Source organism: Mediterraneibacter gnavus ATCC 29149 (assembly GCF_008121495.1).
In the GTDB taxonomy this organism is placed as follows: domain Bacteria; phylum Bacillota; class Clostridia; order Lachnospirales; family Lachnospiraceae; genus Mediterraneibacter; species Mediterraneibacter gnavus.
The window spans coordinates 212,056-237,292 of sequence record NZ_CP043051.1; the positions used below are offsets into that span (position 1 = coordinate 212,056).

General features: G+C 44.8%; 22 protein-coding genes. All 22 read right to left on the bottom strand.

Going from position 1 to position 25,237, the window contains the following annotated elements:
* Positions 1-145: 145 nt before the first annotated feature.
* Positions 146-799, bottom strand: coding sequence for a thiamine diphosphokinase (locus FXV78_RS00890; RefSeq protein ID WP_004844465.1), 654 nt, complete (start codon positions 797-799; stop codon positions 146-148).
* On the bottom strand, positions 792-1,454 hold the full coding sequence (gene rpe / locus FXV78_RS00895) for a ribulose-phosphate 3-epimerase (protein ID WP_004844466.1): 663 nt from the start codon (positions 1,452-1,454) through the stop codon (positions 792-794). Before rpe ends, FXV78_RS00890 begins: the two co-directional genes overlap by 8 nt.
* Before the next feature lie 3 nt (positions 1,455-1,457).
* Positions 1,458-2,336 (bottom strand): ribosome small subunit-dependent GTPase A, encoded by an 879-nt coding sequence (rsgA, locus tag FXV78_RS00900; protein WP_004844467.1) that lies wholly within the window; start codon positions 2,334-2,336, stop codon positions 1,458-1,460.
* A 14-nt stretch (positions 2,337-2,350) separates the two neighbouring features.
* Positions 2,351-4,444 (bottom strand): Stk1 family PASTA domain-containing Ser/Thr kinase, encoded by a 2,094-nt coding sequence (gene pknB, locus FXV78_RS00905; RefSeq protein WP_004844468.1) that lies wholly within the window; start codon positions 4,442-4,444, stop codon positions 2,351-2,353.
* Complete coding sequence (locus FXV78_RS00910; RefSeq protein ID WP_004844469.1) at positions 4,438-5,181, bottom strand: Stp1/IreP family PP2C-type Ser/Thr phosphatase; 744 nt, start codon at positions 5,179-5,181, stop codon at positions 4,438-4,440. The genes pknB and FXV78_RS00910 overlap by 7 nt, the downstream gene beginning before the upstream one ends.
* 12 nt (positions 5,182-5,193) lie before the next feature.
* The gene (rlmN, locus tag FXV78_RS00915) at positions 5,194-6,234 is read right to left on the bottom strand and encodes a dual-specificity RNA methyltransferase RlmN (protein ID WP_004844470.1); all 1,041 of its coding nucleotides are present in this window, start codon (positions 6,232-6,234) and stop codon (positions 5,194-5,196) included.
* Positions 6,235-6,249: 15 nt separating this feature from the next.
* Positions 6,250-7,596, bottom strand: coding sequence for a 16S rRNA (cytosine(967)-C(5))-methyltransferase RsmB (gene rsmB, locus FXV78_RS00920; protein WP_004844471.1), 1,347 nt, complete (start codon positions 7,594-7,596; stop codon positions 6,250-6,252).
* Positions 7,589-8,287 carry a zinc metallopeptidase gene (locus FXV78_RS00925; protein ID WP_004844472.1) on the bottom strand — a complete coding sequence of 233 codons (699 nt, stop codon included), beginning with the start codon at positions 8,285-8,287 and terminating at the stop codon, positions 7,589-7,591. The genes rsmB and FXV78_RS00925 overlap by 8 nt, the downstream gene beginning before the upstream one ends.
* Positions 8,288-8,309: 22 nt before the next feature.
* On the bottom strand, positions 8,310-9,242 hold the full coding sequence (fmt, locus tag FXV78_RS00930) for a methionyl-tRNA formyltransferase (RefSeq protein WP_004844473.1): 933 nt from the start codon (positions 9,240-9,242) through the stop codon (positions 8,310-8,312).
* On the bottom strand, positions 9,243-9,722 hold the full coding sequence (def, locus tag FXV78_RS00935) for a peptide deformylase (protein ID WP_004844474.1): 480 nt from the start codon (positions 9,720-9,722) through the stop codon (positions 9,243-9,245).
* A gap of 38 nt (positions 9,723-9,760) precedes the next feature.
* Positions 9,761-11,989 carry a replication restart helicase PriA gene (gene priA, locus FXV78_RS00940; RefSeq protein WP_004844475.1) on the bottom strand — a complete coding sequence of 743 codons (2,229 nt, stop codon included), beginning with the start codon at positions 11,987-11,989 and terminating at the stop codon, positions 9,761-9,763.
* A 14-nt stretch (positions 11,990-12,003) separates the two neighbouring features.
* Positions 12,004-13,479 (bottom strand): UDP-N-acetylmuramoyl-L-alanyl-D-glutamate--2,6-diaminopimelate ligase, encoded by a 1,476-nt coding sequence (locus FXV78_RS00945; protein WP_004844476.1) that lies wholly within the window; start codon positions 13,477-13,479, stop codon positions 12,004-12,006.
* A 168-nt stretch (positions 13,480-13,647) separates the two neighbouring features.
* Entirely contained in the window at positions 13,648-18,717 is a 5,070-nt protein-coding gene (locus FXV78_RS00950; protein ID WP_159308429.1) for a leucine-rich repeat protein, read from the bottom strand.
* Positions 18,718-18,954: 237 nt separating this feature from the next.
* Positions 18,955-19,842: a mechanosensitive ion channel family protein gene (locus FXV78_RS00955; protein ID WP_004841714.1), complete on the bottom strand. Its 888-nt coding sequence runs from the start codon at positions 19,840-19,842 to the stop codon at positions 18,955-18,957.
* A gap of 2 nt (positions 19,843-19,844) precedes the next feature.
* Entirely contained in the window at positions 19,845-20,702 is an 858-nt protein-coding gene (gene pgeF / locus FXV78_RS00960) for a peptidoglycan editing factor PgeF (protein ID WP_004841716.1), read from the bottom strand.
* A gap of 24 nt (positions 20,703-20,726) precedes the next feature.
* A complete protein-coding gene (locus tag FXV78_RS00965) occupies positions 20,727-21,080 on the bottom strand; it encodes a YraN family protein (RefSeq protein ID WP_004841718.1) in 354 nt (117 codons plus the stop codon).
* Positions 21,081-21,115: 35 nt separating this feature from the next.
* Complete coding sequence (locus FXV78_RS00970) at positions 21,116-21,868, bottom strand: ribonuclease HII (protein ID WP_004841720.1); 753 nt, start codon at positions 21,866-21,868, stop codon at positions 21,116-21,118.
* 24 nt (positions 21,869-21,892) lie between these two features.
* Entirely contained in the window at positions 21,893-22,450 is a 558-nt protein-coding gene (gene lepB / locus FXV78_RS00975) for a signal peptidase I (protein WP_004841721.1), read from the bottom strand.
* Positions 22,451-22,468: 18 nt separating this feature from the next.
* A complete protein-coding gene (ylqF, locus tag FXV78_RS00980) occupies positions 22,469-23,335 on the bottom strand; it encodes a ribosome biogenesis GTPase YlqF (RefSeq protein WP_004841723.1) in 867 nt (288 codons plus the stop codon).
* 14 nt (positions 23,336-23,349) lie between these two features.
* On the bottom strand, positions 23,350-23,958 hold the full coding sequence (lepB, locus tag FXV78_RS00985) for a signal peptidase I (protein ID WP_004841724.1): 609 nt from the start codon (positions 23,956-23,958) through the stop codon (positions 23,350-23,352).
* Positions 23,959-24,023: 65 nt separating this feature from the next.
* A complete protein-coding gene (rplS, locus tag FXV78_RS00990; protein ID WP_004841726.1) occupies positions 24,024-24,371 on the bottom strand; it encodes a 50S ribosomal protein L19 in 348 nt (115 codons plus the stop codon).
* A 103-nt stretch (positions 24,372-24,474) separates the two neighbouring features.
* Positions 24,475-25,233, bottom strand: a complete 759-nt coding sequence (gene trmD, locus FXV78_RS00995; protein WP_004841728.1) for a tRNA (guanosine(37)-N1)-methyltransferase TrmD — start codon at positions 25,231-25,233, stop codon at positions 24,475-24,477.
* Positions 25,234-25,237 lie beyond the last annotated feature (4 nt).

The window sequence follows — 25,237 nt, forward strand, 5'->3', positions numbered from 1 at the left end:
GAATTTATATAGAGTTTTATCCACGTCTAAAATCCGCTAAATGCTCTAGCTATCAGCATTTAAAGGCATTTAACAACTTATATGGACATTTATGAAATTGGCCTCATAATAACGATTCCTAATTTCATTTTTTCTATTTCCTCCTCTAATCCCGCGTCTCCATCAGGATCACGATTCCCTCCGGAAACGTGATCCTGACCGCCTCCTCTGCAAATGCATTGCTTACACAGAGACTGTCATACGCCGTTAATTTATGATTTTTCAGCGGATACTTCGCGCCCTCAATATTAAATTTCTCCACACTCTTTCCCAGTGGAAACACCGAAAAGTACGGTCCGTATGCCTCTTTCTTTGAAAGTGTGATCTCCCGGTCCAAGAGCCGGATCCGATTACGACTGTCCACGATCCGCACATCTGCTCCTGCATCCAGTCCGATTTTTAAACACTGCACATTCGCCCATATATGATCGATCCGATTTCCGGTCGCCCCCAGGATCAGGATATTCTTTCTTCCCAGATCCAGACACAAACGCAGTGCGATTTCTGTATCTGAGGCATCTTTGACCGGATTGAACTTGCGGATCGGCACTTTTGTTTCTTTCTCATAGTACCCTAAAATTTCACCGGATACGCTGTCAAAATCTCCCACAATATAATTCGGGCAGATTTCATGCCTGTAAAGAAACTCCAGTCCTCTGTCCACTCCTATGATAAACTCAATCTCCGGATTTTCCAGAACAGATCTTGCAAATTCTTCTTCCAGCATCCCGCCGCTTACGATCACAGTCCATCTATTCATTGGCGCTTAAAATCTCCATAAATCCTTTTACATTCTCTGCCACATTTCCTTTGAACACAGCAGAGCCTGCCACGATCACATTCGCTCCCGCATTCAGCACTTCTTTGACATTGCTGTGGTAAATTCCTCCATCCACTTCAATGTCTGCCTGGATCCCTCTTGCATTCAGCAGATTTCTTAATTCTTTGATCTTGTCCAACGACTCCGGAATAAATGCCTGTCCGCCAAATCCCGGTTCTACAGACATGATCAGAAACATCTCCGTTTTATCCAGTACCGGTTCCAGTGCAGATACCGGTGTATTCGGTTTAATCGATACTCCCGCCTTCATTCCGCATGCATGGATCTTATCCACAGTTTCCACCAGATTCTCACATGCTTCTACATGAACCGTCAGAATATCAGCTCCTGCTTTTGCAAAATCTTCCACATAACGAATCGGCTCTGTAACCATCAGATGCACATCCATCACCTGCTGTGTATGCCCTTTGATGGATGCAAGAACCGGCATTCCGAAAGAAATACTCGGCACAAACATTCCATCCATCACATCAAAATGGATATACTCCGCTCCTGCTGCTTCTGTCTCTTTTAACTGCTCGCCAAGTCTTTTAAAGTCTGCCGACAAAATCGATGGTGCAATTCTGTTTTTCATAAATCAATACCTCTTCTTTTCTTTCAATTCTGTATACATCTCCAGATAATTTTTATATCGGATCGGATGGATTTTTCCCTCTTCCAGCGCCTCTTTTACCGCACATCCCGGTTCATGCACGTGATCGCATCCCTGAAACCGGCACTGCCCTTCATAGGAAGCAAATTCCCGAAAATAGTACTTCAATTCTTCTTTTTCAAAATCATTGACATAAAGCGAGCTGAATCCCGGCGTATCCATAATGTAGGAATCCGCATCTACTGCGATCAGCTCAGAATGCCTTGTGGTATGCTTTCCACGTTCAATCTTTCTGCTGATCGTTCCGGTTTCCATCTGCACCTGATTCTGAAGCAGATTGATCAGAGACGATTTCCCGACTCCGGAAGGTCCTGCGATCGCCGTTGTCTTTTTCAGCAGAAGACGACGGATTTCTTCTATATTCTCCTGCTCCAGTGCACTGGTAAATACGATCGGATATCCACATTTCTCATAGATTGCTTCTAATTCTGCAATTTCCGGACTGGTCGCAATGTCTTTCTTATTAAAACACAAAACTACCGGTATCTCTTTTCGCTCCATCATGACCAGAAACCGGTCCAGAAGATTGAAATGCGGCGTCGGCTTTGTCACTGCGAACACCACCAGTGCCTGATCGATGTTTGCCACTGCCGGACGGATCAGCTCATTCTTTCTGGGAAAAATCTCCACAATATTCCCTGTCTTATTTTCTTCATCCAGTATTTCTATTCGGACATTGTCCCCTACTAAAGGCTTGATCTTCTCTTTTCGGAACACGCCTTTTGCCTTACACTCATAAACACCGGATTCTACTACGTTTACGTAGTAGAATCCGGCAATTCCCTTGATTATTTTTCCCTGCATAATTTCCTCTGCTGTCAGTGGTTCGCTCCTGACGATGAACCACCGTTTGATCCGCTGTCATTTCCATTATTGTTATCTCCGTCTGTCGGCGGATCCGGTGTCACATTTTCCGGTCCGAGACTGACCACAATATCAACTGTTGACCCTTTTTCGATCTGACTTCCAGGTGTCACAGACTGACTGATTACATATCCTTTTGTAACAGTAGAATCATAAGATTCTGTCACATTCGCTGTCAGACCTAATCCGGAAAGCTTTGCTTCTGCCTGACTTCTTGTCAGACCGGAGAGAGTCGGTACTTCTACAGTCTCTGTCTTCTTGCCTTTGCTCAGGACATAATTGACAGTCGTTCCTTTTTCCACCTGTTCACCGGCTGCCGGCACTGTCCGGATAATGGTGCCTTCCTCATACTCATCACTATACTCACTGGAGCTTTCACTTCCAAGTGTCAGTCCCACTCCCTGCAGCGTAGTCTGGGCACTGTCCGGATCCGCACCGGATACATCCGGTACACTGATCTTCTCTTTGCCCATGCTGACAACCATTGTCACTGTATTGCCCTCTGCCCACTCTGTTCCGGCTGTCGGATTTGTGGAAATCACATATCCCTGCGGCACACTGTCGCTGTAATCTGTCTCAGATGCCACAACAAACCCTTTGTCTTCCAGCTGCTTTTGTGCATCCGCCTCAGATTTTCCTGTTACATCCGGTACTTTGGCAGTTTTTTCTGCCGGTCCGCTGCTGATCTTCACAGTGACCGTCGAATTCTCTTTTACTTTTTCTCCTGGTTTTGGATCCTGTTCCGCAATCTCGCCTTTTTCATATTTGTCTGAAGCGACCTGACCTGCTGACTGATATCCGATGTTCTTCTTTGTGAGTGCTTTTCTTGCCTCTTCTTCCGTCATTCCCCGAATATCCGGTACAGAAACCTTCTTTTCCTTCTCTTCGGTCACTACCTTGCCAGGCATGAATCCGCCGACTGCCTTACTGATTCCAAAGATCACTCCGATCGCAACAATAACTGCCACAACGATCATCAAAATCTTTGTGACCTTTTTCATCTGTGGATCGACTTCTTCTTTTTTGCCTTTTCTGCCATCTTCCCGACGATTTCTTCGATCGTATGAATCATCATCATACTCCTCGTCGTCATAGGATTCGTCCGGATCATCATAGTCCTCACCGTCATAATCCCGATTCTGAACTCTTGCGATCTCCTGCGTATCCATGACCACAGTCTCATCCACATTGTTCACTTTTGGTCCGTTTGAAATAAATCCTCCCTGCGGATCTACCAGTGCCCGTTTCAGATCAAGCAAAAGCTCTTCGCAGTTCTGATACCGATACATAGGACTCTTCTGTGTACATTTTAAAATAATCTTCTCCAGGCTCTTTGGCGTATCCGGCACTTCCACAATTGGAGAAATAATTTCCTCCTGCAAGTGCTTGATCGCCACAGTGACCGTAGACTCGCCATCAAACGGAACATGCCCTGTCACCATTTCATACATACTGATACCGGCAGAATAAATATCACTTTTTTCATCTACCACGCCGCCCCTTGCCTGCTCCGGCGATGTGTAATGAACCGATCCCATCACGCTGGTGCTGATCGTATTGGACGAAGTCGTTGCTCTTGCAATTCCAAAATCTGTAACCTTTACTTTTCCGTCTTTTGAAATAATGATATTCTGCGGTTTGATATCCCGATGTATGATATGCTGGTTGTGGGCTGCCTGAATTCCCGTCACCATCTGAATGGAAATGCTGATCGTCTCTTTTGCAGAGAGTCTGCCTTTTTTCTCGATATATTCTTTTAATGTGATGCCTTCCACAAGCTCCATCACCATATAATAAACTCCGCGGTCCTGCCCCACATCATATACGTTGACTACGTTCGGATGCATCAGACCTGCTGCTGCCTGAGCTTCGCTTAAGAACTTTTTGATAAAAGTCTCATCTGAGCGAAAATCGCTCTTCAGCACCTTGATCGCCACATACCGGTTCAGCTTATGGTCTTTGCCCTTATACACATCCGCCATACCGCCGGAACCGATACGATCCAGGATCTCATAGCGCTTTCCTAAAAAGATACCTTCTTTTAACATATACTCACCTCATCTGCGAACGGCTCTACCAGTACGATCCCGATATTGTCCGTACCACCGTTCTCTTTTGCCGTTTCTACCAGAGACTGTGCAGATTCCACAATATCTCTGCCCCCCTGTACAATATGGAACAGCTCTTCATCCTCCACCATATTGCTGAGTCCGTCTGTACACATCAGAATGATGTCTCCCTTTTTCAGACGGTGCTCATAAAAATCAACCTCTACGCTGTCTTTTGCACCGATTGCTCTCGTAATAATATTTTTATCCGGGTGATGCTTTGCTTCCTCCGGCTTGATCCCGCCAAGGCGTACCATCTCTTCCACCAGAGAATGGTCTTTTGTAAGCTGTACGATACCCTGATTGATCAGATACAGCCTGCTGTCTCCCACATTTGCAAAATACATCATCTGGTTGACGATCGTTGCCAGTACTACCGTAGTCCCCATCCCCTTTAAATGAGGATCCTCGGAAGCTTTTTTGATGATCTCTCTGTTGGCTGTCTTGATCGCCGAAACAAGCGCTCTCTCTACGTCCTGCTCACTGGTATTCTCCAGCTCGCGTTTTAAAACTTCCACTGTATACTTAGAAGCATAATCACCTGCCTGATGACCGCCCATTCCGTCTGCTACAACAAACAGATTCGGAAGAGGTCCCAGAGAATTGTCTGTCATATAGACATAGTCTTGATTCACTTGTCTTACCATCCCAACATCTGTAATGGAAAATGTCTTCATACGCTCTCTCCTTTACTCATTCTCTGTTTTTACATAGCGTCTTCTGAGCTGACCACAGGCGCCGTCAATATCTGCGCCCATTTCTCTTCTTATAGTAACATTTATTCCGCTTTTTTCAAGTTTATTTTTGAAATTCAACGCATTTTTACGGGAAGGCTGCTGAAAATCACGCTCTTTGATCGGATTGACCGGAATCAGATTCAAATGGCAGTTGCGGGATTTTAAGATTCCGATCAGTTCCTCTGCATCTTCCTGTGTGTCATTCACTCCGTGAACAAGGCTGTATTCAAAAGTCACCCTTCTTCCTGTCTCCTGAAAATAAAAATCACATGCTTTGAGCACTTCCTGCAAGTCATATTTATTTGCCACCGGCATGAGCTGCTTTCTCTTTTCCTGAGTAGAGCCGTGCAGAGAAAGTGCCAGTGTGATCTGCAGATGCTCCATGGCAAGCTCGCGGATCTTCGGCACGATCCCACAGGTGGAAACCGTGAGATTTCTCTGGCTGATATGCAGTCCGTGTTCATCTGTAAGCATACGGACAAATGTCAGGAAATTCTCATAATTATCCATGGGTTCTCCGGTTCCCATCACAACAACATTGGAGACTCTTTCTCCTGTGATCTTCTGGATTTGATAAATCTGCCCCAGCATCTCAGACGGCGACAGATTTCTCTCCAGCCCACCGATGGTAGAAGCACAGAATCTGCATCCCATCCGGCAGCCCACCTGAGAAGAAATGCAGACGGAATTTCCGTGCTTGTAGCGCATCAGCACACTTTCCACCACATTTCCGTCAGAAAGCTGAAATAAAAACTTATTCGTTGCGTCAATCTTCGAAATCTGACGCTCCAGCATTTTTACCGGAAGGATCTCATATTCCGCCTCCAGTTTTTCCCGGAGCGCTTTGGAGAGATTCGTCATCTCTTCAAAACTGTCAGCAAGCTTTACATGCAGCCATTCATAAATCTGCTTTGCACGAAATTTCTTTTCCCCGATCTGTTCCATCTCTGCGGCCAATTGTTCATATGTATATGCGCGAATATCTTTCTTCATCCTTTTTCTATCCTTTTATTTCTTTCCAAATCTGGCAATAAAAAAGCCGTCACTTTTATGAATTCCCGGGAGCAGCTGCAGACATCCTGCTTCTTCCACACTATTCTGAAGAGTGCTGCACAGTCTGTCCGCGATCGGATCCAGTACAAATTCCGGAAATTCTTTTAAAAACCAGTGTACATTTTCTATATTTTCTGCCGGATTGATCGTACAGGTGCTGTAGATCAGCGTTCCTCCCGGCCGGACATAGGACGCAGCATTTTTCAGAATCTCCCTCTGCAGTCCTGCCAGCTCTTTGGTGCTCTGTTCGGTTGCTTTATATTTTAAATCTGTCTTTTTTGCAAGAACCCCTAATCCGGAACAGGGCAGATCTGCAATCACAAGATCCGCCGCATCTTTTACATCCGCATCACAGACAGTCGCATCTTTTTGTACTGCGTGAATATTCGTAAGACCGCTTCTCTCGATATTTTCCGTGATCAATCCTACTTTATACAGGCTTAGATCTCTGGCTTCTACACTTCCTGTTCCCCGCAGTTTTTCTGCAACATGAAGTGCTTTTCCGCCCGGTGCCGCACAGACATCGATCACCCGATCCCCTTTCTTTGGATCTGCGAGTTCTCCCACCAGCATGGAACTGATATCCTGGACATAAAACTCTCCCTTTTGAAAACTTTCCAGCTCTGAAAGATGATCATAGTCCTGAATCCAGAACGCGTAGGACAGATATGGATGCGGCGTTACCGTAACCCCTTCCTTTTGCAGGCTTTCTTTCAGATTTTCCGGCGTTGTCTTTGCCAGATTACACCGGATCGTCACCGGTGTCTCTTCCTGGAAGGCCTGCAGCATGGATTCGATCACATCCAGATCATAAGTCTTCTTCCACAATTTTAAAATCCACTCCGGCATGGAATACACAACAGACAGCCGTTCGATCCCCTCTGTGGGATACTCTACCTGATCCAGACCTCGCGCCACATTGCGGAGCACTCCGTTTACAAATCCACGCAGGGTGCCGAATCCTTTTTTCACTGCCAGCTTTACTGCCTCGTTGCACACTGCCGAATCCGGCACGCTGTCCATATACTTCAGCTGATATACAGCACTTCTCAAAATATTGCGGATAACCGGCTTCATCTTGTTGACCTTCACTTTGGAAAACTGATTCAAAATATAATCCAGTTCGATCATGTGCTCCAGTGTTCCTTCAGTCACTCTCGTGATAAATGCGCGTTCCTTTTTCTCCAGATACTGATATTTTTCCAGGACGGCATTCAATGCAAGATGGCTGTAGACATTCTGCTGTGTCACCTCCATCAGGATCGCCAGCACCAGTTCTCTCTCTGTCACCTGTTTAGTCATCTCTTCTTCCTCCGCTTATGATCAACAGACGAAGCAGCTGCAGAATCATAGATGCGGCACTTGCCACATACGTCATCGCTGCCGCCCGCAGCACTGCCTTTGTCTGACTTAATTCTTCCGGATATAACATTCCGGATGTTTCCAAAATACGGATTGCACGGCTGGAGGCATTAAATTCTACCGGCAATGTCACGATCTGAAACAGCACTGCAGCCGAAAACAGCAAAATTCCGAGATTGATCAGCAGACTTGCTGTATTTCCATTCATGAATAATCCGATAATGATCAGCGGCCAGGCTGCCATAGAGCCGAAATTCGCAACAGGTACCAGAGCACCTCTGATCTGAAGAGGCGCATACCCTTTCGCATGCTGGATTGCATGCCCGCATTCATGCGCAGCCACACCGATGGCGGCCACCGATGCTGAGTTATAGGTTGCATCAGAAAGCCCCAGCGTCTTATTTGCCGGATTATAATGATCTGTCAGATTGCCCGGAATGTGATGTACTGTTACATCATAAATCCCGTTTGCATGCAGGATTCGCTCTGCTGCATCCTTCCCTGTCATACCGGACCGGCTCCGCACCTGTGCATATCTTCGATAGGTACTGTTGACATGCGCCGAAGCTGCCATACATATTACGGCTCCGATAATCACTAATATATAAGTAGGATCATAGTAAAAAAACATGCTCTTCCTCCAATCCTTTTATTTATGAATGAAACAACGTTCCTTCTTCGAGATGATATCCTCTTAAAAATGCATCTGTCTTCATTCTCTTCTTTCCCGGAATCTGCAATTCCTGTACGATTAAAGTTCCATCTCCTGTCTGCACAGAAAAACTGTCTTTTGTCACATCTGTAACCGTTCCCGGCTGTGCCTTCGTCTGCTCTTTTGAGACTTTTGCACTCCAGATCTTCACCACTTTATTCTCCCAGTGTGTATACGCACTCGGCCAGGAATTTAATCCCCGGATCAGTCTCTCGATTGCTTCTGCGGAAGCATTCCAATCGATGTTTCCCATTTTTTTGTTCAACATACTTGCATAATGTGTAGGAGTCTCTCCCTGTTTTTGAGGAACGATGGTTCCTTCTTCCAGTGCTTTTAATGTCTCCACGCAAAGTGCTGCTCCGGCTTTTGACAATTTGTCATGAAGACTCTCTCCCGTCTCTTCTGCCGTGATCGGCACTTCGGTCTTAAGCAACATGTCACCCGTATCCAGACCTTCATCCATCTGCATGGTGGTCACACCTGTCACATCTTCTCCGTCAATGATCGCCCACTGGATCGGTGCCGCTCCTCTATATTTCGGAAGCAGAGACGCATGTACATTGACACATCCATATGGTGTCAGTTCCAGAATTGCTTTCGGAAGAATCTGTCCGAAAGCGACCACTACGATCACATCTGCCTTATATCCTGCCAGTTCTTCCACACAGGCCGCTTCTCTTACCTTGATCGGCTGAAATACCGGGATTCCATGAGAAAGTGCCGCCTCTTTCACCGGCGGAAACTGCATCTCCTTGCCTCTTCCTTTTGGCTTATCCGGCTGCGTCACTGCCAGACACACCTCATGCCCGGCTTCAATCAGCGCTTCCAGTGTTCCCACCGAAAAATCCGGTGTTCCCATAAAAATCACACGCATCTATTCTACCTCCTCTTCCGGTGGTTCTACATCATGCAGTCCGTCCTCCACACGTTCTACATACATATGTCCTGCAAGATGATCGATCTCATGACAGAATGCTCTTGCAAGAAGACCTTCGCCTTCCAGTTCCACTTCTTCCATTTCTTCATTGAGTGCACGTACCTTCACATAGTTTGGTCTTGTCACGATCCCCCATTTGCCCGGCAGGCTTAAGCATCCCTCTTCGCCTGTCTGCTCTCCGGATGTCTCAATGATCTCCGGGTTGATCAGCACGATCGGGCCTTCTCCCACATCGATCACAACGATCTGCTTCAAGACTCCCACCTGAGGTGCTGCCAGTCCCACACCATATTTTTCATACATCGTATCCAGCATATCCTCGATCAAAATTTTTGTGCGCATCGTCATCTTTGTGACCGGTTTGCACTGTTTTTCCAAAATGTCATCTCCCATGATCCTGACTTCTCTGATTGCCATAATTTCACTGTTCCCTTCTATTTATTCTTTGTTATCTTTTAAAAAACATGCATCGGATTGAAATCAAACTGAATCCGCATCTTGCGATATCCCGGATTTACTTCAATATATTGTTCCAATCCGTTCTTTATCCTCACAAGTGTATCATAATTTTCATCTTTTATGTAGATTACTTTGCGATACACATCATTAATCTTTCCGATTCCCGGACTTGCAGGTCCGATGATCTTCGCAGTTTCTTTCGGAGCAATCCGGATCGAAAACTCTTTTAAATACTTACACCCTGTCTCTAACAGCACCTCATCCTCACAGCTTACCAGAACTGCAAGCAGATTTTCTACCGGGGGATATCCCATGATCTGCCGATACCGGATCTCCTCCTCATAAAACGCCTCATAATCCTGTGCTGCGGCGGTTACGATACTGTAATGCGTGGGAGTGTAGGTCTGGATCACAGCTTCTCCTTCTTTCTGCCCCCGTCCGGCTCGCCCTGCCGCCTGTGTCAAAAGCTGGAAGGTGCGCTCCCCGGAACGATAATCATCTGAATACAACGACATATCTGCCGCCAGCACACCAACTAACGTAACATTCGGAAAATCGTGTCCTTTTACGATCATCTGCGTTCCGACCAGTACATCTGCTTCTCCATTCGCAAATGCAGACAAGATTTTTTCATGGCCGTCTTTCTGTCTTGTTGTGTCCATGTCCATACGAAGAACTCTTGCCTGCGGAAACTGTGCTTTTACAATGTCTTCGATCTGCTGTGTTCCTGCCCGAAATTCTCCGATATGTCTGGAGCCGCACTCCGGGCAGACAGGTGTCCTTGGTTCTTCATATCCGCAGTAATGACAGACCATCTTTCCGTTTCTGTGATACGACAGCGAAACATCGCAGTGCGGACACTTTACCACATGGCCGCACTCTCTGCAGGAAAGAAACCCTGCATACCCTCTCCTGTTTAAAAACAACATGATCTGTTCTTGTTTTTCCAGCCGGTCTTCCATCAACTCCTGCAGATGCCGGCTTAAGATCGAACGGTTGCCTTCTTTTAACTCCTGCCTGAGATCCGCTACATAGACGCTCGCCATCTTTTGCATTCCCGAACGGTTCTTCAATTCCAGCAGGCGGTACTCCCCGTTTTTTGAGCGATACATTGCTTCCAGAGACGGGGTTGCCGAGCCAAGTACTACGCTGGCATGTTCCAGATTTGCCCGCTCTATGGCAGTCTCTCTGGCATGATATCTTGGTATCTGTTCACTTTTATAAGTTGTTTCATGTTCCTCATCAATAACGATCAGCCCCAGCTCCGGAAATGGTGTAAACAAGGCGGACCGCGGGCCGATCATCACGTCGATCTCTCCCGCTTTTGCCCGCATCAACTGATCATAACGCTCTCCGGCAGACATTCTGGAATTTAAGATGGATACCCGATTTCCAAAACGCCGGTAAAACCGCATCACTGTCTGATACGTCAGTGCAATCTCAGGAATCAGGACAATCGCCTGTTTTCCCTCACTGACCACCCGGCGGATCATCTCAATATAAACTTCCGTTTTTCCACTGCCGGTCACACCGTACAACAAATAAGCTGCCCGCACATCTCTGCTGTACTCCTGCCAGAAGCACTCGATCGCATGCTCCTGCTCTGCCGTAAACACAAGAGTTTTTGCTCTCTGCTCTTTTTCTTTCACCGGATTTCGAAACACCTGCTCTGATTCCAGAACTGCCACCTGCTGTTCTTCCAATGCATTGACGACACTGCGCGTAATATTCAGTTTTTTCGTAATCAGTTCGTATTCAATGACCGGATCCTCCAGAAGTGCTTCCAGAAGTCTTGCTCTCGCCTTCTGATTCTTCTGCTGATAATAATGCAGCTGCGCTTCTGCCCGTTCTTTGCCAAGCAGCAGACGGACATACTTTTTGATCTTGGCATTCTCTTTTTGTTTGATCGGCAATACCGTCTTGAGTGCCTGGATCATCGTTCCGCCATAATGTTCTTTCATCCATGCCGCCAGCGCGATCAGCTTCGCCTCGATCTCTACACTATTTCTGGAAATATCTTCGATCTCCTTGACTTTGGAAAGATCATAGTCGCAAGTCTCTGAAATTCCTACCACATAGCCTTTCGTCTGCCGGTTGCCTTTCCCAAACGGAATCACAACCTCCATTCCCACATTCAGCTCTTCTTTTAACCACTCCGGAATTCGATATTGAAAGATCCGATCCAGTTTTTCATGTTTTATATCTACAATAATATCTGCAAACAATCCATTTCCCCTGCTTATTTTTTCTGTTCCTCTTCCAGTTCTGTTAAGATCTCCGCAATCAGAACCCGCTCATCCATCGGATGCTTCACACCTTCGATCTCCTGGTAATCTTCATGCCCTTTTCCTGCAAGCACGATCACCTCCCCGGTCTGCCCGTGTGTGATCGCATAACGGATGGCTTCTTTCCTGTCTATGATTTCCACATACGCTCCGTCCGTCTTTTCGATTCCCACTTTGATGTCATCGATGATCGCCTGCGGCTCTTCAAATCTCGGATTATCGGAAGTGATGATCGTCAGATCTGCCAGACGGCCGGACACTTCTCCCATCTCAAAGCGTCGGTCTCTGGAACGGTTTCCACCGCATCCGAACAGACATACCAGACGTTTTGGATGATATTCTTTTAACGTGGTCAAAAGACTCTCCAGACTCATGGCATTGTGTGCATAGTCGATCATCAGAGTGAATTCATCAGACACTTTCACCATCTCGATTCTGCCCTTAACCTTCGCCTTTTTCAAAGCCGCCTGAATGTGCTCTTTCGGCACATCAAAGTGTCTGCACACTGCAATCGCTGTCAGTGAATTGTAAACACTGAATGTTCCCGGTACATCAATCTCCACATCAAAATCCATGACTCCTGCCACATGATATGCCACACCGAGATATCCCGGTCTGGACACCAGATTTACATCTTCAGCCCGCAGATCCGCCTCTTTGCAGAAACCAAATGTCTCCACTTTACATGTAGCATTTTTAAATACATCCTTAAAATACCTGTCATCTGCATTGGCAATTCCAACCCTGCACTGCTGGAACAGTAAGCCTTTGCATCTTTTATAATCTTCAAAATCCTTGTGTTCATTCGGTCCGATATGATCTTTTCCAAGATTTGTGAAAATCCCGATTTCAAACGGAATCCCTGCTGTCCGGTGCAGCATCAGTCCCTGGGATGACACCTCCATGACCACGCTGTCACAGCCGGCTTCCACCATTTTAGCAAAATACTGATGAATGGTATAAGATTCCGGTGTCGTATTCGCTGCCGGAATCACTTCCTCTCCGATAATGGCCTCAATGGTTCCGATCAGTCCTACTTTATGTCCGACTCCCTCCAGAATGGATTTGATCATATAGGTCGTGGTCGTCTTTCCTTTTGTCCCTGTAATTCCAATAATGTGCAGCTTCTCTGCCGGATAGCCGAAATAAGCGGCAGAAGCAAGTGCGAGTGCGTACCTTGTGTCTTCCACACGGATCACAGTCATTCCCGCCGGTGCCTCTACATCCTGCTGCACGATCACGGCTTTTGCTCCTTTTTTTGCCACATCAGCTACATACTGATGTCCGTCTGAGACAGCGCCGCTGATGCATACAAACACAGATCCTTCTTCTACTTTACGGGAGTCATTGATCAATGTTGTAATTTCGATCTTGTCACTCCCCTGTACTACTTCATATTCCAAACGTTCCAATAACTGTTTTAAAATCATAACTGTTCCTCCTGATCAAAGAGATTTTCATCCCTGCATACATTCTATAGGATACCATAAAACAATCTCAGTTGCAAAAGCTGATAGAAAAAAGAGCCCGGATGAATCGGAAATCTTTTCCTTTTCATCCGGGTTTGTTATCTTCTGCAAAATAATACTGCAGATTTCCTATCTTGTAAGGTAGAACGTTACAGAAGTCGTATCGCCATACTGCAGCATCCGATACCCTTCTTCTCCCTCTTCCAGTTCATAGCTTGCCGGCAGATCTTCTTTTACCATAGACAGATCAAATCTAAATTCTCCCGTCTCAGTTCCTGTATGTGTCCACTGTCCGGTACGAACACGGCCATCAATAAATACCGTATAATTTACTGTTGTCGTGCGTTCTTCTACTTCCGGCTCTAATACTTTCACATAAACATCAAAACTGCTGTTGTTTCCAGCTGCATCGTATGCATAGAAGCGAACTTTATATTCACCAGGTGTCTTGGATGTAAATGGCTGATATCCATCCAGACCGTGTTCCAATCCCCATTTGTCAACCTTAAATGTTGCTGTCCCAGAATTGTCACTTACCCACTCTGGTTTTGTGAACATCTCGACCAACTTTTCTTCGGTATACTCTTCACCCTCATTGACCGGGATCTCTTTTCTGTATCCGTTTGCTGCCTCGATAGCTGCATAATCAATAACCGGTGCTTCTTTGTCAATATTGGTGATACTGAATAGATGAGCATCTCCTGTCACTCCTGTCACACTTGTCAGCGTCACACTGTACTCTCCGTTTGCATTAAATACCTTTGTGAATGTTCTCTTATTAACCTGTTTCCATCCTTCCGGTGCCACACAATCTGTAGATGTCTTAATTGTCACTGTCACGTCTTTGTTTGTCCAGTCTGTAATATCCTGTGTCAGTTCCACAACTATTGGTCTCGAATTATCGATCCGTTTTACTTCTACAAACTGTGGCTCTGATACATTTCCTGCAAGGTCTGTTACGGTAAAGTTTTTATCTTTCCAGTTTGCATAGAATGTCTTCACGTAAACAAATACGCCATTCTCTTCACCCTTAAGTGACCATCCTTCATCCGGCAGCTGAATTTCTTCACTTGTTTCCAGACGGACTTCTTTGGACTGTGCCTGTGTCTTGTTGTCTACGATCCAGTTAAATGTAGGTGCAGTTGTGTCATAGTAGAATGTCACGGATTTCGCATTGCCTGCATTGTCTGTTACAACTGCTGTGTTTTCGCCTTCTTTTACACCGAGTTTTTCGATATCTGTGAGATATTTGTATTTGCTGTTGATGACTGTGATTGTATTATTGACTTTGAGTTCCTTGACTCCCTCTGTATCATGTACAGCAATTCCCGTGATCTTGCGGAAGCGGTCACCATTTCCTTCACCCTTAACACTTACATTCGGCGCCTGTTTGTCGATAGCCGTATTCGTGATTACCAGCTGACCATTTTCGTCAAACGGATATACATCCTCATCTTTCATCTTCTCAACACTATAAGTAGTTTCATATCCGTCAATCGTCTCGATTGCTTCAATACTATAAATTGGATAATATGGATATTCTTCTTTTCCGGACTCATATTCGACCATATCTTTCCATGTATGGGTATATCCATTTTCTTCATTCAAGACAACTTCTTCGATTTCAGTTACCCAGTCATTGATAAATCCGCGTTTCACAAAACTTACTTTAATTTCCGGACGGTTTGCTTCATCACCGCCTGCCCATTCTACTTTGACAGTCTTGTCTTGTTTTCTGACATTTAATGCATAGGTTGCTTTATACGCGCGTTCTCCTGCCTCTTCTAATGTAATCTTATAATTTTTAGCAGGAGTTCCCGGGCTGACTCTCCACTGGGCTTTTTCACCGACCTTGTTATAGCGCGGAACCTTTTCAAACGTATATACATAGTCCTGAGGTGCAGGTCCCGGGGAGAATGTGACATTATTTCCCTGTGTATCTGCAGCATTAGCAGAACTGCTTTCATCGATCAGTCTTGGTGTCAGAAGTGCTGGTCTCACACCTGCCAGATTGTCCTGATCTTCCCAGTGATATACGAGTGTCCACGTATCTGTTGCTTTCAGATCATCAAACACTGCAAATACTGTCATATCTCCTTCCACCACTGTCTGGTCCGTGACTTCCTGACCACTTCCATCTTTTGCAGTATTCCATCCTGTAAAGACAAATCCATTTTTCTCTGGATTTTCCGGGAGTTTGTCACCGATCATTTCTCCAACTGGAATTTTTTCTGTTGTCAGTGTTCCATTAACATCAAAGGTAACCGTAGCATCTGTACTGATACCTTTTAATGGCAGATTGCACCATGTTCCTTTTTCCTCATCTCCAAATTCAGACTTCAGATAAGTATCCTCACTGCCCTCTGGAACTTCCAGCGTAGAAGTCTGTGCTGCATCCTTAAATGGCGAATTCTCGTTATGCTCTGGCTCTACCGTTGGAGGTGTCGCACCTTCCATCACTACATGGAACTCCACTTTCTCTCCAGGCTGTCCATAAGATTCTGCAACTCCAAATGCGGCGCCGCTGATAGATTTCAAACTTGCCGGCAGTGTAATATTTAAGTATCCTGAAGCAAGAAATGCCCCCGGTCCGATTTTTTCCACTTTCGGCATATTGACTGTTACCAGATTTCTACATTTGCTAAATCCCCACTGAGAAATCTTCGTTACATTTGGTATATTAACCTCTGTCAGTTTCTCTGCTCCGGAAAAAGCAGACGCTTTGATTATCTGTGCATCTTCGATTTTTACAGATGTCAGATTTTTTGTCTTCCAAAATGCATAACTTCCAATATCTGTAAATCCGCCTAATTCAACTGTAGTCAGACTGGCTTTTTCTGAGAACGTCCATCCCGGAAATACGGTTGACTGCGCCCCCTTCTTATCTTCATATGTCAGACCATTTTTCAGATTACATTTAAATTCCTGGATCTGATTTACATTTTTCTGGATGTACTCCAGATCCCCCGCTGTCACCTTACCTGATACAAACTCCAGAGAAGTCACCTGATCTGCCGTGATGCCTGCTTTTGCAACTGCATCCTCCAGACTGGTTCCTCCTGCTTCTCTTTCCTTATTGATATTCACTTTTACAACATCTTCCGGGATTGCTTCTCCTGTACAAGTAATCACAATATTGCCGGTTTCATCAAACGGATATACATCTTTATCATTCTTCTCCACACTGTAAGTTACTTCATATCCATCAACAGCTCTGATTTCCTCAATACTATAAATCGGATAGTATGGATATTTGTCTTTTCCGGACTCATACTCTACCATGTTCTCCCATGTGTGAGTATAGTTATTTTGCATATTTAAAGTGATCTCTTCTCCCTCATCATAAGCACTTGTATTGGACCATTTCTGGCGTTTCATCTGTACCTTGATTTCAGGTCTGTTTTCTGCATCTCCTCCCACCCAGTTGACACTGACTGTTTTATCTTGTTTTCTTGTCCGCAGAGTATAAGTAGCTTTGAATTCATAATCTCCTGTTTTTTCTGTCTTGATCTCATAATTTGTACTGTAACTGCCCGGATTTAACTTCCATTTTGCTGGCTCACCGCGCTTATTGTACCTCGGAACCTTTGTAAATTCATACTGATAATCCTGGCCTACCGGTCCCGGCTGAATCGTTACATTTCTATACTGTGTATCCGCTCCATAAGAAGCACTGCTCTCATCAATCAAAGTTGGAGCAACACTATTCGGTCTCACACCTGCCAGATTATCCTGATCTTCCCAATGATAGGTAATGTAATAAGTGTCCGTTGCTGTCATATCTTTTTCCAACTGCAGAGAACACCATTTGTAATTCTTTGGATCACCCCAACGCTCTGCATTGACATACGCTTCCCGAGCCTCTGCCGGTACAGTCAGCGTTGAATTCACTGCATACGCAAACGGATTGTTTTTCCCCGGTGTGACCACGGGAGGAGTTACTCTTTCACTTGTCACATTCAGCTTTCTTCTGTTTTTCTGCTCTACAGCAAATGCACTGTCTCCCAAGGTTTCCAGTGTTGCCGGAAGCTGAAGTTCTTTCAGATTCTTAGAGCCGTAAAATGCCTTTTCTCCAATTTTCAAAACTTTTGGTACATTCAGTGCTGTCAGCGCATTACACTGATAAAATGCCTCTGTCTCAATTTCTTTCACATGATCCAAATTCAACTCTTTAATCTTTTTTCCATTGTAGAAAGCCCTATTCTGAATTTTTACAGCATTCGGAATAGAAACAGATACCAAAGAGGAAGTATTTTCAAATGCCTGACTTCCAATCTCCTCAAATCCGCCCAATTCTACTGTATGAAGTGCCCAGAAATTATAAAATGCAGAATTCGGGAGCACCTTGCTGTTCTTTCCATTCTTATCCACAAATTTCAATGTATCACTCAAATTTAATTTGAATGTCTCAATGGTTTTGAAAATTCCTTTTTCTTTCGCCTTTAACAATGCCAGATCTTCTGATGTCACTGTTCCCGATACAAATTCAATGGATGTAATCTCATCTGTCACACCGGACTTTGTGATCACATCTGACAGACTCTCTCCGCCCACTTCTACACCATTAATTTTTGCATTGACTGTTCCCTGGAGAACTTCCTGTACAACCTTGTATACTTCCAATTCACCGGCAGATGCCAGTACCCCGCTCTCGTATGTATTATACGAACTCTTGATCGTAATCTTTACATCTGTAGCTTCTACTGCATCAAAATCGATATTACAGGAACCGCCCTGTCCAACATCTGCAAGTGTCTCCTCCTTAACTGTCTGCCAGTCAGCTTCTCCGTTTTTAACTTCGACTTTAATTTCTTTAAATCTTCCGTTGGCACCAGTCCCTTTTACCTGATAAGCAATTCGTCCTATGTTGTGAACTCCTCCAAGCGACCACTGGATCCAGTGAGGTCCTGTCTTGGAATCATACTGACTGTGCCATCCTTTGTTGACATCTCCGTCAAATGCAAGTGATGCGTTTCCGTCTCCCCATTGAGCCGAATCCTGATAAGAACTTGCAATTGCACTTGTTTTCATCGGTTCCTTTGGAAGTGCTTCGTATTTCACACCCACTTCGTTTTGTTCCGATACTGTTCCTTCTTCTGCCCGCACTTCATTCATCCCCACTGCCGGCTGCAGAACACCAAAAAGCATTGCCAGTGTCATGACCCATACAAGCAACACTTTTTTTCTCTCTTTTTTCATACCTTCATTTCCTCCTGTTTTTGTTTTGTTCCTTGCTTCATTGACTCCTTTCTCATTTTTTATAACTTCTGTACAGTTATATCCCCTAAGCATATTTACGTTTTCAGTATACTCTTATTCCAGCAAAACTTCCATATTTTATTTGTTTTTTCTTTGTTTTTTACGTTTTTTGCATAAAAAAGAGAGCTTTTCTTTTCCAGCTCTCTTTTTCTGTTACTTTTACTCAATATTCTTTTATTATTTTTCCGCCATATGCACAGTCAGCTGATTGAACGGTATCTCAATACCTTCTTCATCAAATATCAGCTTGATTTCTTCCAGAAGTCTCCATCTTGTACTCCAGTACTCCTCTGTCTTCACCCATGCGCGCAGTCCCAGTATAACAGAACTGTCAGCCAGAGAATCGACAAACACCTTGATATCCTCGTCCTGAATAATGGAATCATCCTGTTTTAACAGCGTTTCGATCAGATCTTTTGCTTTTTTCAGATCTGCATCATAGGCGATCCCTACTTTTAAATCCAACTGCCGTTCCGGTCTTGCCGTAACATTCGTCAGACTGCTGTTGGAAAGCGTTCCATTTGGAATCACGATCGTCTTATTATCTACCGTTGTCAGCTTTGTATAGAAGATCTGGATGACTTTTACCGTTCCTTCTGTTCCATCATTGGCAACAATGATGTAGTCACCTACTACAAACGGTTTCAAAAGCAGGATCAGTACGCCTCCCGCAAAGTTCGAAAGACTCCCCTGCAGCGCGAGACCGATTGCCACACCTCCGGATGCGATCAGCGCCGCAACCGAGGATGTCTCAATTCCAAAATTTGTTGCGATCATAAACAAAAGCAGTGCATACAGACCAAATTTCAAAAATGATTCAACAAACTGGATCACTCCTGTATCCGCATTTGCCCGCTGCATGGAATGCTTCACCATCTTCTGGATTCCATGGATCACCGCTCTTCCGATAAAGAAAAATACGATTGCAAGCACAACCTTAATCCCGAAAGAGATCAAGGTTGGAATCTGATCCTCAAACCACTGTACAAACTGGTTTACATCTTTTGCCACTTCTTCCGGGGACTGTACTACATCCTGGATTTCCTCTGTTGCTAAAAATGTCACTCTTACACCTCCTGATTTAATGCCAGAAACGCACAGAGATTTCCTCTGGCATCTCCTGCCTGTCTGTGAGAATATAGAATCTCACTGTTACAATGCGTACACAGATTGGTCACTGCAATATGCTCCGGCAAAATCCCTGCCTCATAAAAGATCAGTTCATTGGCTTTCCACAGATTCAGCTGGTACTTCTGATTTTCTTTTTGATAAAACAACGCATCCCAGCAGTCTTCCGGAAAATTTTTCTGAAACTGCCGGATCACATCTTCACTGACCTCATAGCAGTCCTGACAGATTGACGGTCCGACCGCTGCGAGAATATCCTCCGGTCTGCTTTTAAATTCTCTGCACATCGTTTCCACAGTCACCTTTCCGATCTTTCCTACGGTTCCTCTCCATCCGGAATGACTCAGTCCGATCACTTTCTTTACCGGATCCACAAAATACAAAGGAACGCAGTCCGCATAAAATGTTACCAGACAAATTCCCGGAATGTCAGTCACCAGACCATCTACATCCGAGTAGGTCCTAGGTTTTACGATCCCGCAGCCTTTGTCTGCTTCTGTCACTACCCGCACATTGGTCGTATGTGTCTGGTGAGTAAACACCATATCCTCACATCGGATTCCCATCGCTGATCCGATCCTTCGGAAATTTTCACGAACAGCCTCTTCTTCATCCCCTCTTGTGAAACTTAAATTCAATGAAGAAAAACAGCCTTTGCTGACGCCTCCTATCCTTGTAGAAAATCCATGCTTTACAATCCCTGTCTCTCGAAACATCGGATATTCCAGGTATGGTGGTTCTGTATATTGTTCCTGAAAAATCTGTTCTTCATTCTTATAACGAAGTCCTAATCCCATTTTTTCCACTCCCCTTTTTATATTCTATGCCCCCTCAAAGGCATTTTCAATGTGACACACCTCGTTCCCCTCTATTGCAACTACATCAAACCTTGCCGCAGCATCGGGTATTTTATGTGCCGCCACATATTGCTGAGCGCATCGGTACAATCGTTTCTGCTTTTTTGTATCCACTGCTTCCAGCGCACTGCCCGCACTTTTTGTTCGCCGGTATTTCACTTCACAGAATACCAAATACTCCCTGTCCCTGGCAATCAGATCGATCTCCCCTGCCCGACACCTGTAGTTATACTCCAGGATCTGAAATCCCTTCTTTTCTAAAAATCTGCCGGCAATCTGCTCATAGGCAGTGCCGACAGCTCTGTTGTTTTGTTTCATCCTTTTCACACTGCGCCCGGAAAACACCACATTTTTCAGACAAAATTTTTAATAAAGGTACGGCGGTGAATCGGCGTCGGTCCAAGTTTCCGAAGTGCTGCGATATGCTCTGCCGAGCCATATCCCTTATTGTCAGCAAACCCGTATCCCGCAAGTACCTGATCATACTCTTCCATCAGACGGTCTCTTGTTACTTTCGCAATTACACTTGCGGCCGCAATTGAAACACTTTTTGCATCTCCTTTGATGATCGGCACCTGTGGAATCACAACCTCCGGGATCGTGACTGCATCATTTAAAAGAACCTCCGGTTCTACAGACAGCTGACCGATTGCCTGACGCATCGCTTCATAGGTTGCCTGAAGAATATTGATCTCATCAATTCGCGCCGGTCCCGCCATTCCGATCCCAATTGCAATTGCTTTTTCCTGTATCTCATCATACAGCTCTTCTCTTCGCTTTGCCGAGAGCTTTTTGGAATCATTCAAATATAGAATCTCGGCGTCTTTCGGGAGAATTACCGCCGCTGCCACAACCGGACCTGCCAGTGGTCCTCTTCCAACCTCATCAATTCCGCAGATATAGTCACAATGACTATACTTTTCTTCATACTGCCGCATCTGCTTTAAACGAAGTCTTTCATTTGCAAGCTTTTCGTCCTGCTTCTGATATTTCTGAATGAGCTTTTGCACTCCCATCCTTGTATCATACGCATACATCTCATACAATTCTGCTCTTGAACCCCGGCACGCTTCAAACTCTGTTCTGATCTCACTGATACTTTTCATTTCTTTTCCTCAATCTACTTCCTCTTAATCGTGCCGGATAAACCCAATGTCACTAAACGGCCAGATCCTCACCCAGGCTCGCCCGATCAGATCCTTCCTGTGCAGCACGCCTACACTCGGATCCCTGCTGTCAGAACTGTGATTTCGATTGTCACCCAGAACAAAATATTCATCGTCTCCCAGTGTGATCGATTCTGCTGCAATCCCCGGATCCAGCATCACTTCTTTTCCATAATGTTCATCCGCCAGCAGTTCTCCATTGATATAGACCTCTCCGTCTATAATCTGGACAGTTTCTCCCGGCAGTCCGATGATCCGTTTGATATAATATGTATTTTCCTTATATTGATAAGGGAATACGATAATCTCATACCGCTCAGGTTCCCTGAAACGATAACTGATCTTGTCTACGATCAGATTGTCTCCATGTTGCAGTGTCGGTTCCATAGAATGTCCGCTGACTTCTGTCCGCTGTCCCACATACGTAATCAGAACATATACCGCAGCCAGCAAAATCGCAATATACACGAGCCATCCTAAAATTTCTTTGAAAATACTTCTATCCTGATCTTTCTCTTTCATGCTACGACTGCCCCCTCTTTACTCTCCGTCTGTCTCTTCATAATCCTGAGGGAATTCCAGAGTAATTCTTCCAATTCTTCCATTTCTAAAATCATCTAACAACAGCCTTGCCGCCTTTTCCATATCCAGCTCACTGCCTCGTACCAGACAATGCCTGTTCTTCGCAATTTCTTCCAGACACGCATAAATATCCTGTGACTCACTCACATCATATTTTTCCTGCAATACACCCGGATAACTCTGTACCAGAAACCGGATCAGCTCGCCTCCCAGCTCTTCTGTATTGAGAATCTCATCTTTAATAGAACCGATAAATGCCAGCCGAAGTCCCACGGTCTGGTCTTCAAACTTCGGCCAGAGAATACCCGGCGTATCTAAAAGTTCTACATTTTTATTTAAACGGATCCACTGTTTTCCTTTTGTCACTCCCGGCTTATTCCCGGTCTTGGCACAGGCTTTTCCTGCCAGTGCATTGATAAACGTTGATTTTCCTACATTCGGAATCCCAACGACCATTGCACGCACCGGGCGGTTTAAGATCCCGCGCTTTCTGTCTCTTTCTATCTTCTCTTTACAGGCTTCCTGAATCACGCCCTGAATCGACTTGATCCCCCCGCCTCTCTTTGAATTGACCTTGACTACAGAATATCCTTTCTTCTTAAAATACTCTGCCCATGCATCATTCCACTTTTCTTCTGCCAGATCGGCTTTATTTAAAAGAATGAGACGTGCTTTATTTTTTCCGAGCTCATCAATGTCCGGATTCCGGCTGCTGACCGGCAGCCTTGCATCCACCAGTTCGATCACCAGATCGATCAGTTTGATATTCTCCTGCATCATCCGTTTTGCCTTTGTCATATGTCCCGGATACCACTGAAAATGCATATTGTCCCTCCTCACTATTTTACAAATCCAAAATTACTGCCCACACTCGTATTAAACCATATCTTCCCGTAAATTTCCGAACGTTTTACATTTCCGATATCAGCCATCCTGCTGTCATCGCTGCTGGACGCCTGATCTCCCAGTACAAAATACTCATTCTCACCAAGTGTGATCTCATCCTGGGCAACTCCCGGCTTTTCAATTTCGGACACAAAGATATCTTTTTTCTGTTCTTTTCCGTTAATATATACTTTTCCATCCTTGATCTGAACCGTCTCTCCCGGCAGTCCCACGATCCTTTTGATATAATAATGTGCATTTTCTCTGCCATTTGGCTTAAACGCAATAATATCTCCTCTTTTCGGAGTCATGGCATTATACACCAGACGGTTCACCAGAACAACATCTCCGTTTTTTAATTCCGGCCGCATCGAATCGCCTGCATTGCTCACTCGCTGTCCAAAATAAAATACCAGTATAAATGCAAGTGCACAGACGACTGCAATCTCTGCGATCCAGAGCGCAACCGCTTTTTTGTTCCAATGGATCTTTTCACTCAGAAAATGCAGTTTTGCCTTGTGTGGCGCTCTTTTTCGCTTTTTTCGAAACTTTAAGTGCCGCATACATTCTCCTTATAACAGAAAAGGGACAATCTACACTTCTGTAATTGTCCCTCTCATCATTCCTACTATTTTACTAATTCTTTAACCTTAGCTGCTTTACCGATACGTGATCTTAAGTAGTTCAGTTTTGCTCTTCTTACTTTACCTCTGCGAACAACTTCCACTTTCTCAACGTGTGGAGAGTGGATTGGCCATGTTTTTTCAACACCGATTCCGTTAGAGAATTTTCTTACTGTGAAAGTAGCTCTTACTCCGCCACCCTGTTTTTTCAGAACTGTTCCTTCGAAAACCTGGATTCTTTCACGGTTACCCTCTTTAATCTTAGCGTATACTTTTACAGTATCACCAACGTTAAACTCAGGTGCATTTTCTTTCATCTGCTCAGCTTCGATTTTTCTGATAATTTCGTTCATTGTGTTCCTCCTTCATCTTGGACGTTCTTAATACCACTTCGGTACCAGAGGACCATCTCTTCTTTTCACAACTGTTTTATTCTATCATATTTTGTAAATAGTTTCAAGCATTTTCCTCATCTTTTGCCAAAAGTTCCTGCAAAAACTTCATTTCTTTCTTATCCAGAACTCCGCTTTTCATGCACTTTTCCAAAAGATCCGGTCTTCTCTCCTTTGTCCGGATGATCGACTGCTCTCTTCTCCACTTTTCAATATTGGCGTGATGTCCGGACAGAAGAATCGGCGGAACTTTTTTCCCATGCCATTCCTCGGGTCTCGAATACTGCGGATATTCCAGCAGATCATCCTGAAAAGATTCAAATTCTGCGGATACATCATTGTGCAGCACACCCGGAATCAGACGGGAAATCGCATCCACCATGACCATGGCCGGCAATTCTCCGCCTGTGAGCACATAATCTCCGATAGAAACATAATCTGTCACAATTTCCTCCAGAACACGTTCATCGATTCCTTCATAGTGCCCGCAGAGCAGCACCAGTTCTTCTTCTTTTGCCAGTTCTTCTGCCATAGTCTGGGAAAAAGTCGCTCCCTGTGGAGAAAGATACACGACACGCGGCTTCTTTTTCACTTTTTCTGCGATCGCCTCATATGCCTGATAAACAGGTTCTGCCTGCATCAGCATACCTGCTCCGCCTCCATATGGATAATCATCCACGCTTTGATGTTTGTTAAACGCGTAATCCCGGATATTGACCGCCTCAATGGAAAGCAGCCCGTTGTTTACCGCTCTTCCGATGATACTGGTACCCAGTCCCTGCATGACCATGTCCGGAAATAATGTCAAAATATGAAAATTCATCGTA

Coding starts and splice junctions, on each gene's coding strand:
- def (WP_004844474.1), bottom strand. CDS start 9,722: ATGGCAATCAGAGAAGTCAGGATCATGGGAGATGACATTTTGGAAAAA.
- FXV78_RS00965 (WP_004841718.1), bottom strand. CDS start 21,080: ATGAAACAAAACAACAGAGCTGTCGGCACTGCCTATGAGCAGATTGCC.
- rlmN (WP_004844470.1), bottom strand. CDS start 6,234: ATGAAGAAAGATATTCGCGCATATACATATGAACAATTGGCCGCAGAG.
- lepB (WP_004841721.1), bottom strand. CDS start 22,450: ATGAAAGAGAAAGATCAGGATAGAAGTATTTTCAAAGAAATTTTAGGA.
- FXV78_RS00910 (WP_004844469.1), bottom strand. CDS start 5,181: ATGAAGACATTTTCCATTACAGATGTTGGGATGGTAAGACAAGTGAAT.
- rsmB (WP_004844471.1), bottom strand. CDS start 7,596: ATGACTAAACAGGTGACAGAGAGAGAACTGGTGCTGGCGATCCTGATG.
- rpe (WP_004844466.1), bottom strand. CDS start 1,454: ATGAAAAACAGAATTGCACCATCGATTTTGTCGGCAGACTTTAAAAGA.
- FXV78_RS00970 (WP_004841720.1), bottom strand. CDS start 21,868: ATGAAAAGTATCAGTGAGATCAGAACAGAGTTTGAAGCGTGCCGGGGT.
- lepB (WP_004841724.1), bottom strand. CDS start 23,958: ATGCGGCACTTAAAGTTTCGAAAAAAGCGAAAAAGAGCGCCACACAAG.
- FXV78_RS00950 (WP_159308429.1), bottom strand. CDS start 18,717: ATGAAAAAAGAGAGAAAAAAAGTGTTGCTTGTATGGGTCATGACACTG.
- pknB (WP_004844468.1), bottom strand. CDS start 4,444: ATGTTAAAAGAAGGTATCTTTTTAGGAAAGCGCTATGAGATCCTGGAT.
- FXV78_RS00890 (WP_004844465.1), bottom strand. CDS start 799: ATGAATAGATGGACTGTGATCGTAAGCGGCGGGATGCTGGAAGAAGAA.
- ylqF (WP_004841723.1), bottom strand. CDS start 23,335: ATGCATTTTCAGTGGTATCCGGGACATATGACAAAGGCAAAACGGATG.
- rplS (WP_004841726.1), bottom strand. CDS start 24,371: ATGAACGAAATTATCAGAAAAATCGAAGCTGAGCAGATGAAAGAAAAT.
- FXV78_RS00945 (WP_004844476.1), bottom strand. CDS start 13,479: ATGATTTTAAAACAGTTATTGGAACGTTTGGAATATGAAGTAGTACAG.
- rsgA (WP_004844467.1), bottom strand. CDS start 2,336: ATGCAGGGAAAAATAATCAAGGGAATTGCCGGATTCTACTACGTAAAC.
- pgeF (WP_004841716.1), bottom strand. CDS start 20,702: ATGGGATTAGGACTTCGTTATAAGAATGAAGAACAGATTTTTCAGGAA.
- fmt (WP_004844473.1), bottom strand. CDS start 9,242: ATGCGTGTGATTTTTATGGGAACACCGGATTTTTCGGTGGGAACACTG.
- trmD (WP_004841728.1), bottom strand. CDS start 25,233: ATGAATTTTCATATTTTGACATTATTTCCGGACATGGTCATGCAGGGA.
- FXV78_RS00925 (WP_004844472.1), bottom strand. CDS start 8,287: ATGTTTTTTTACTATGATCCTACTTATATATTAGTGATTATCGGAGCC.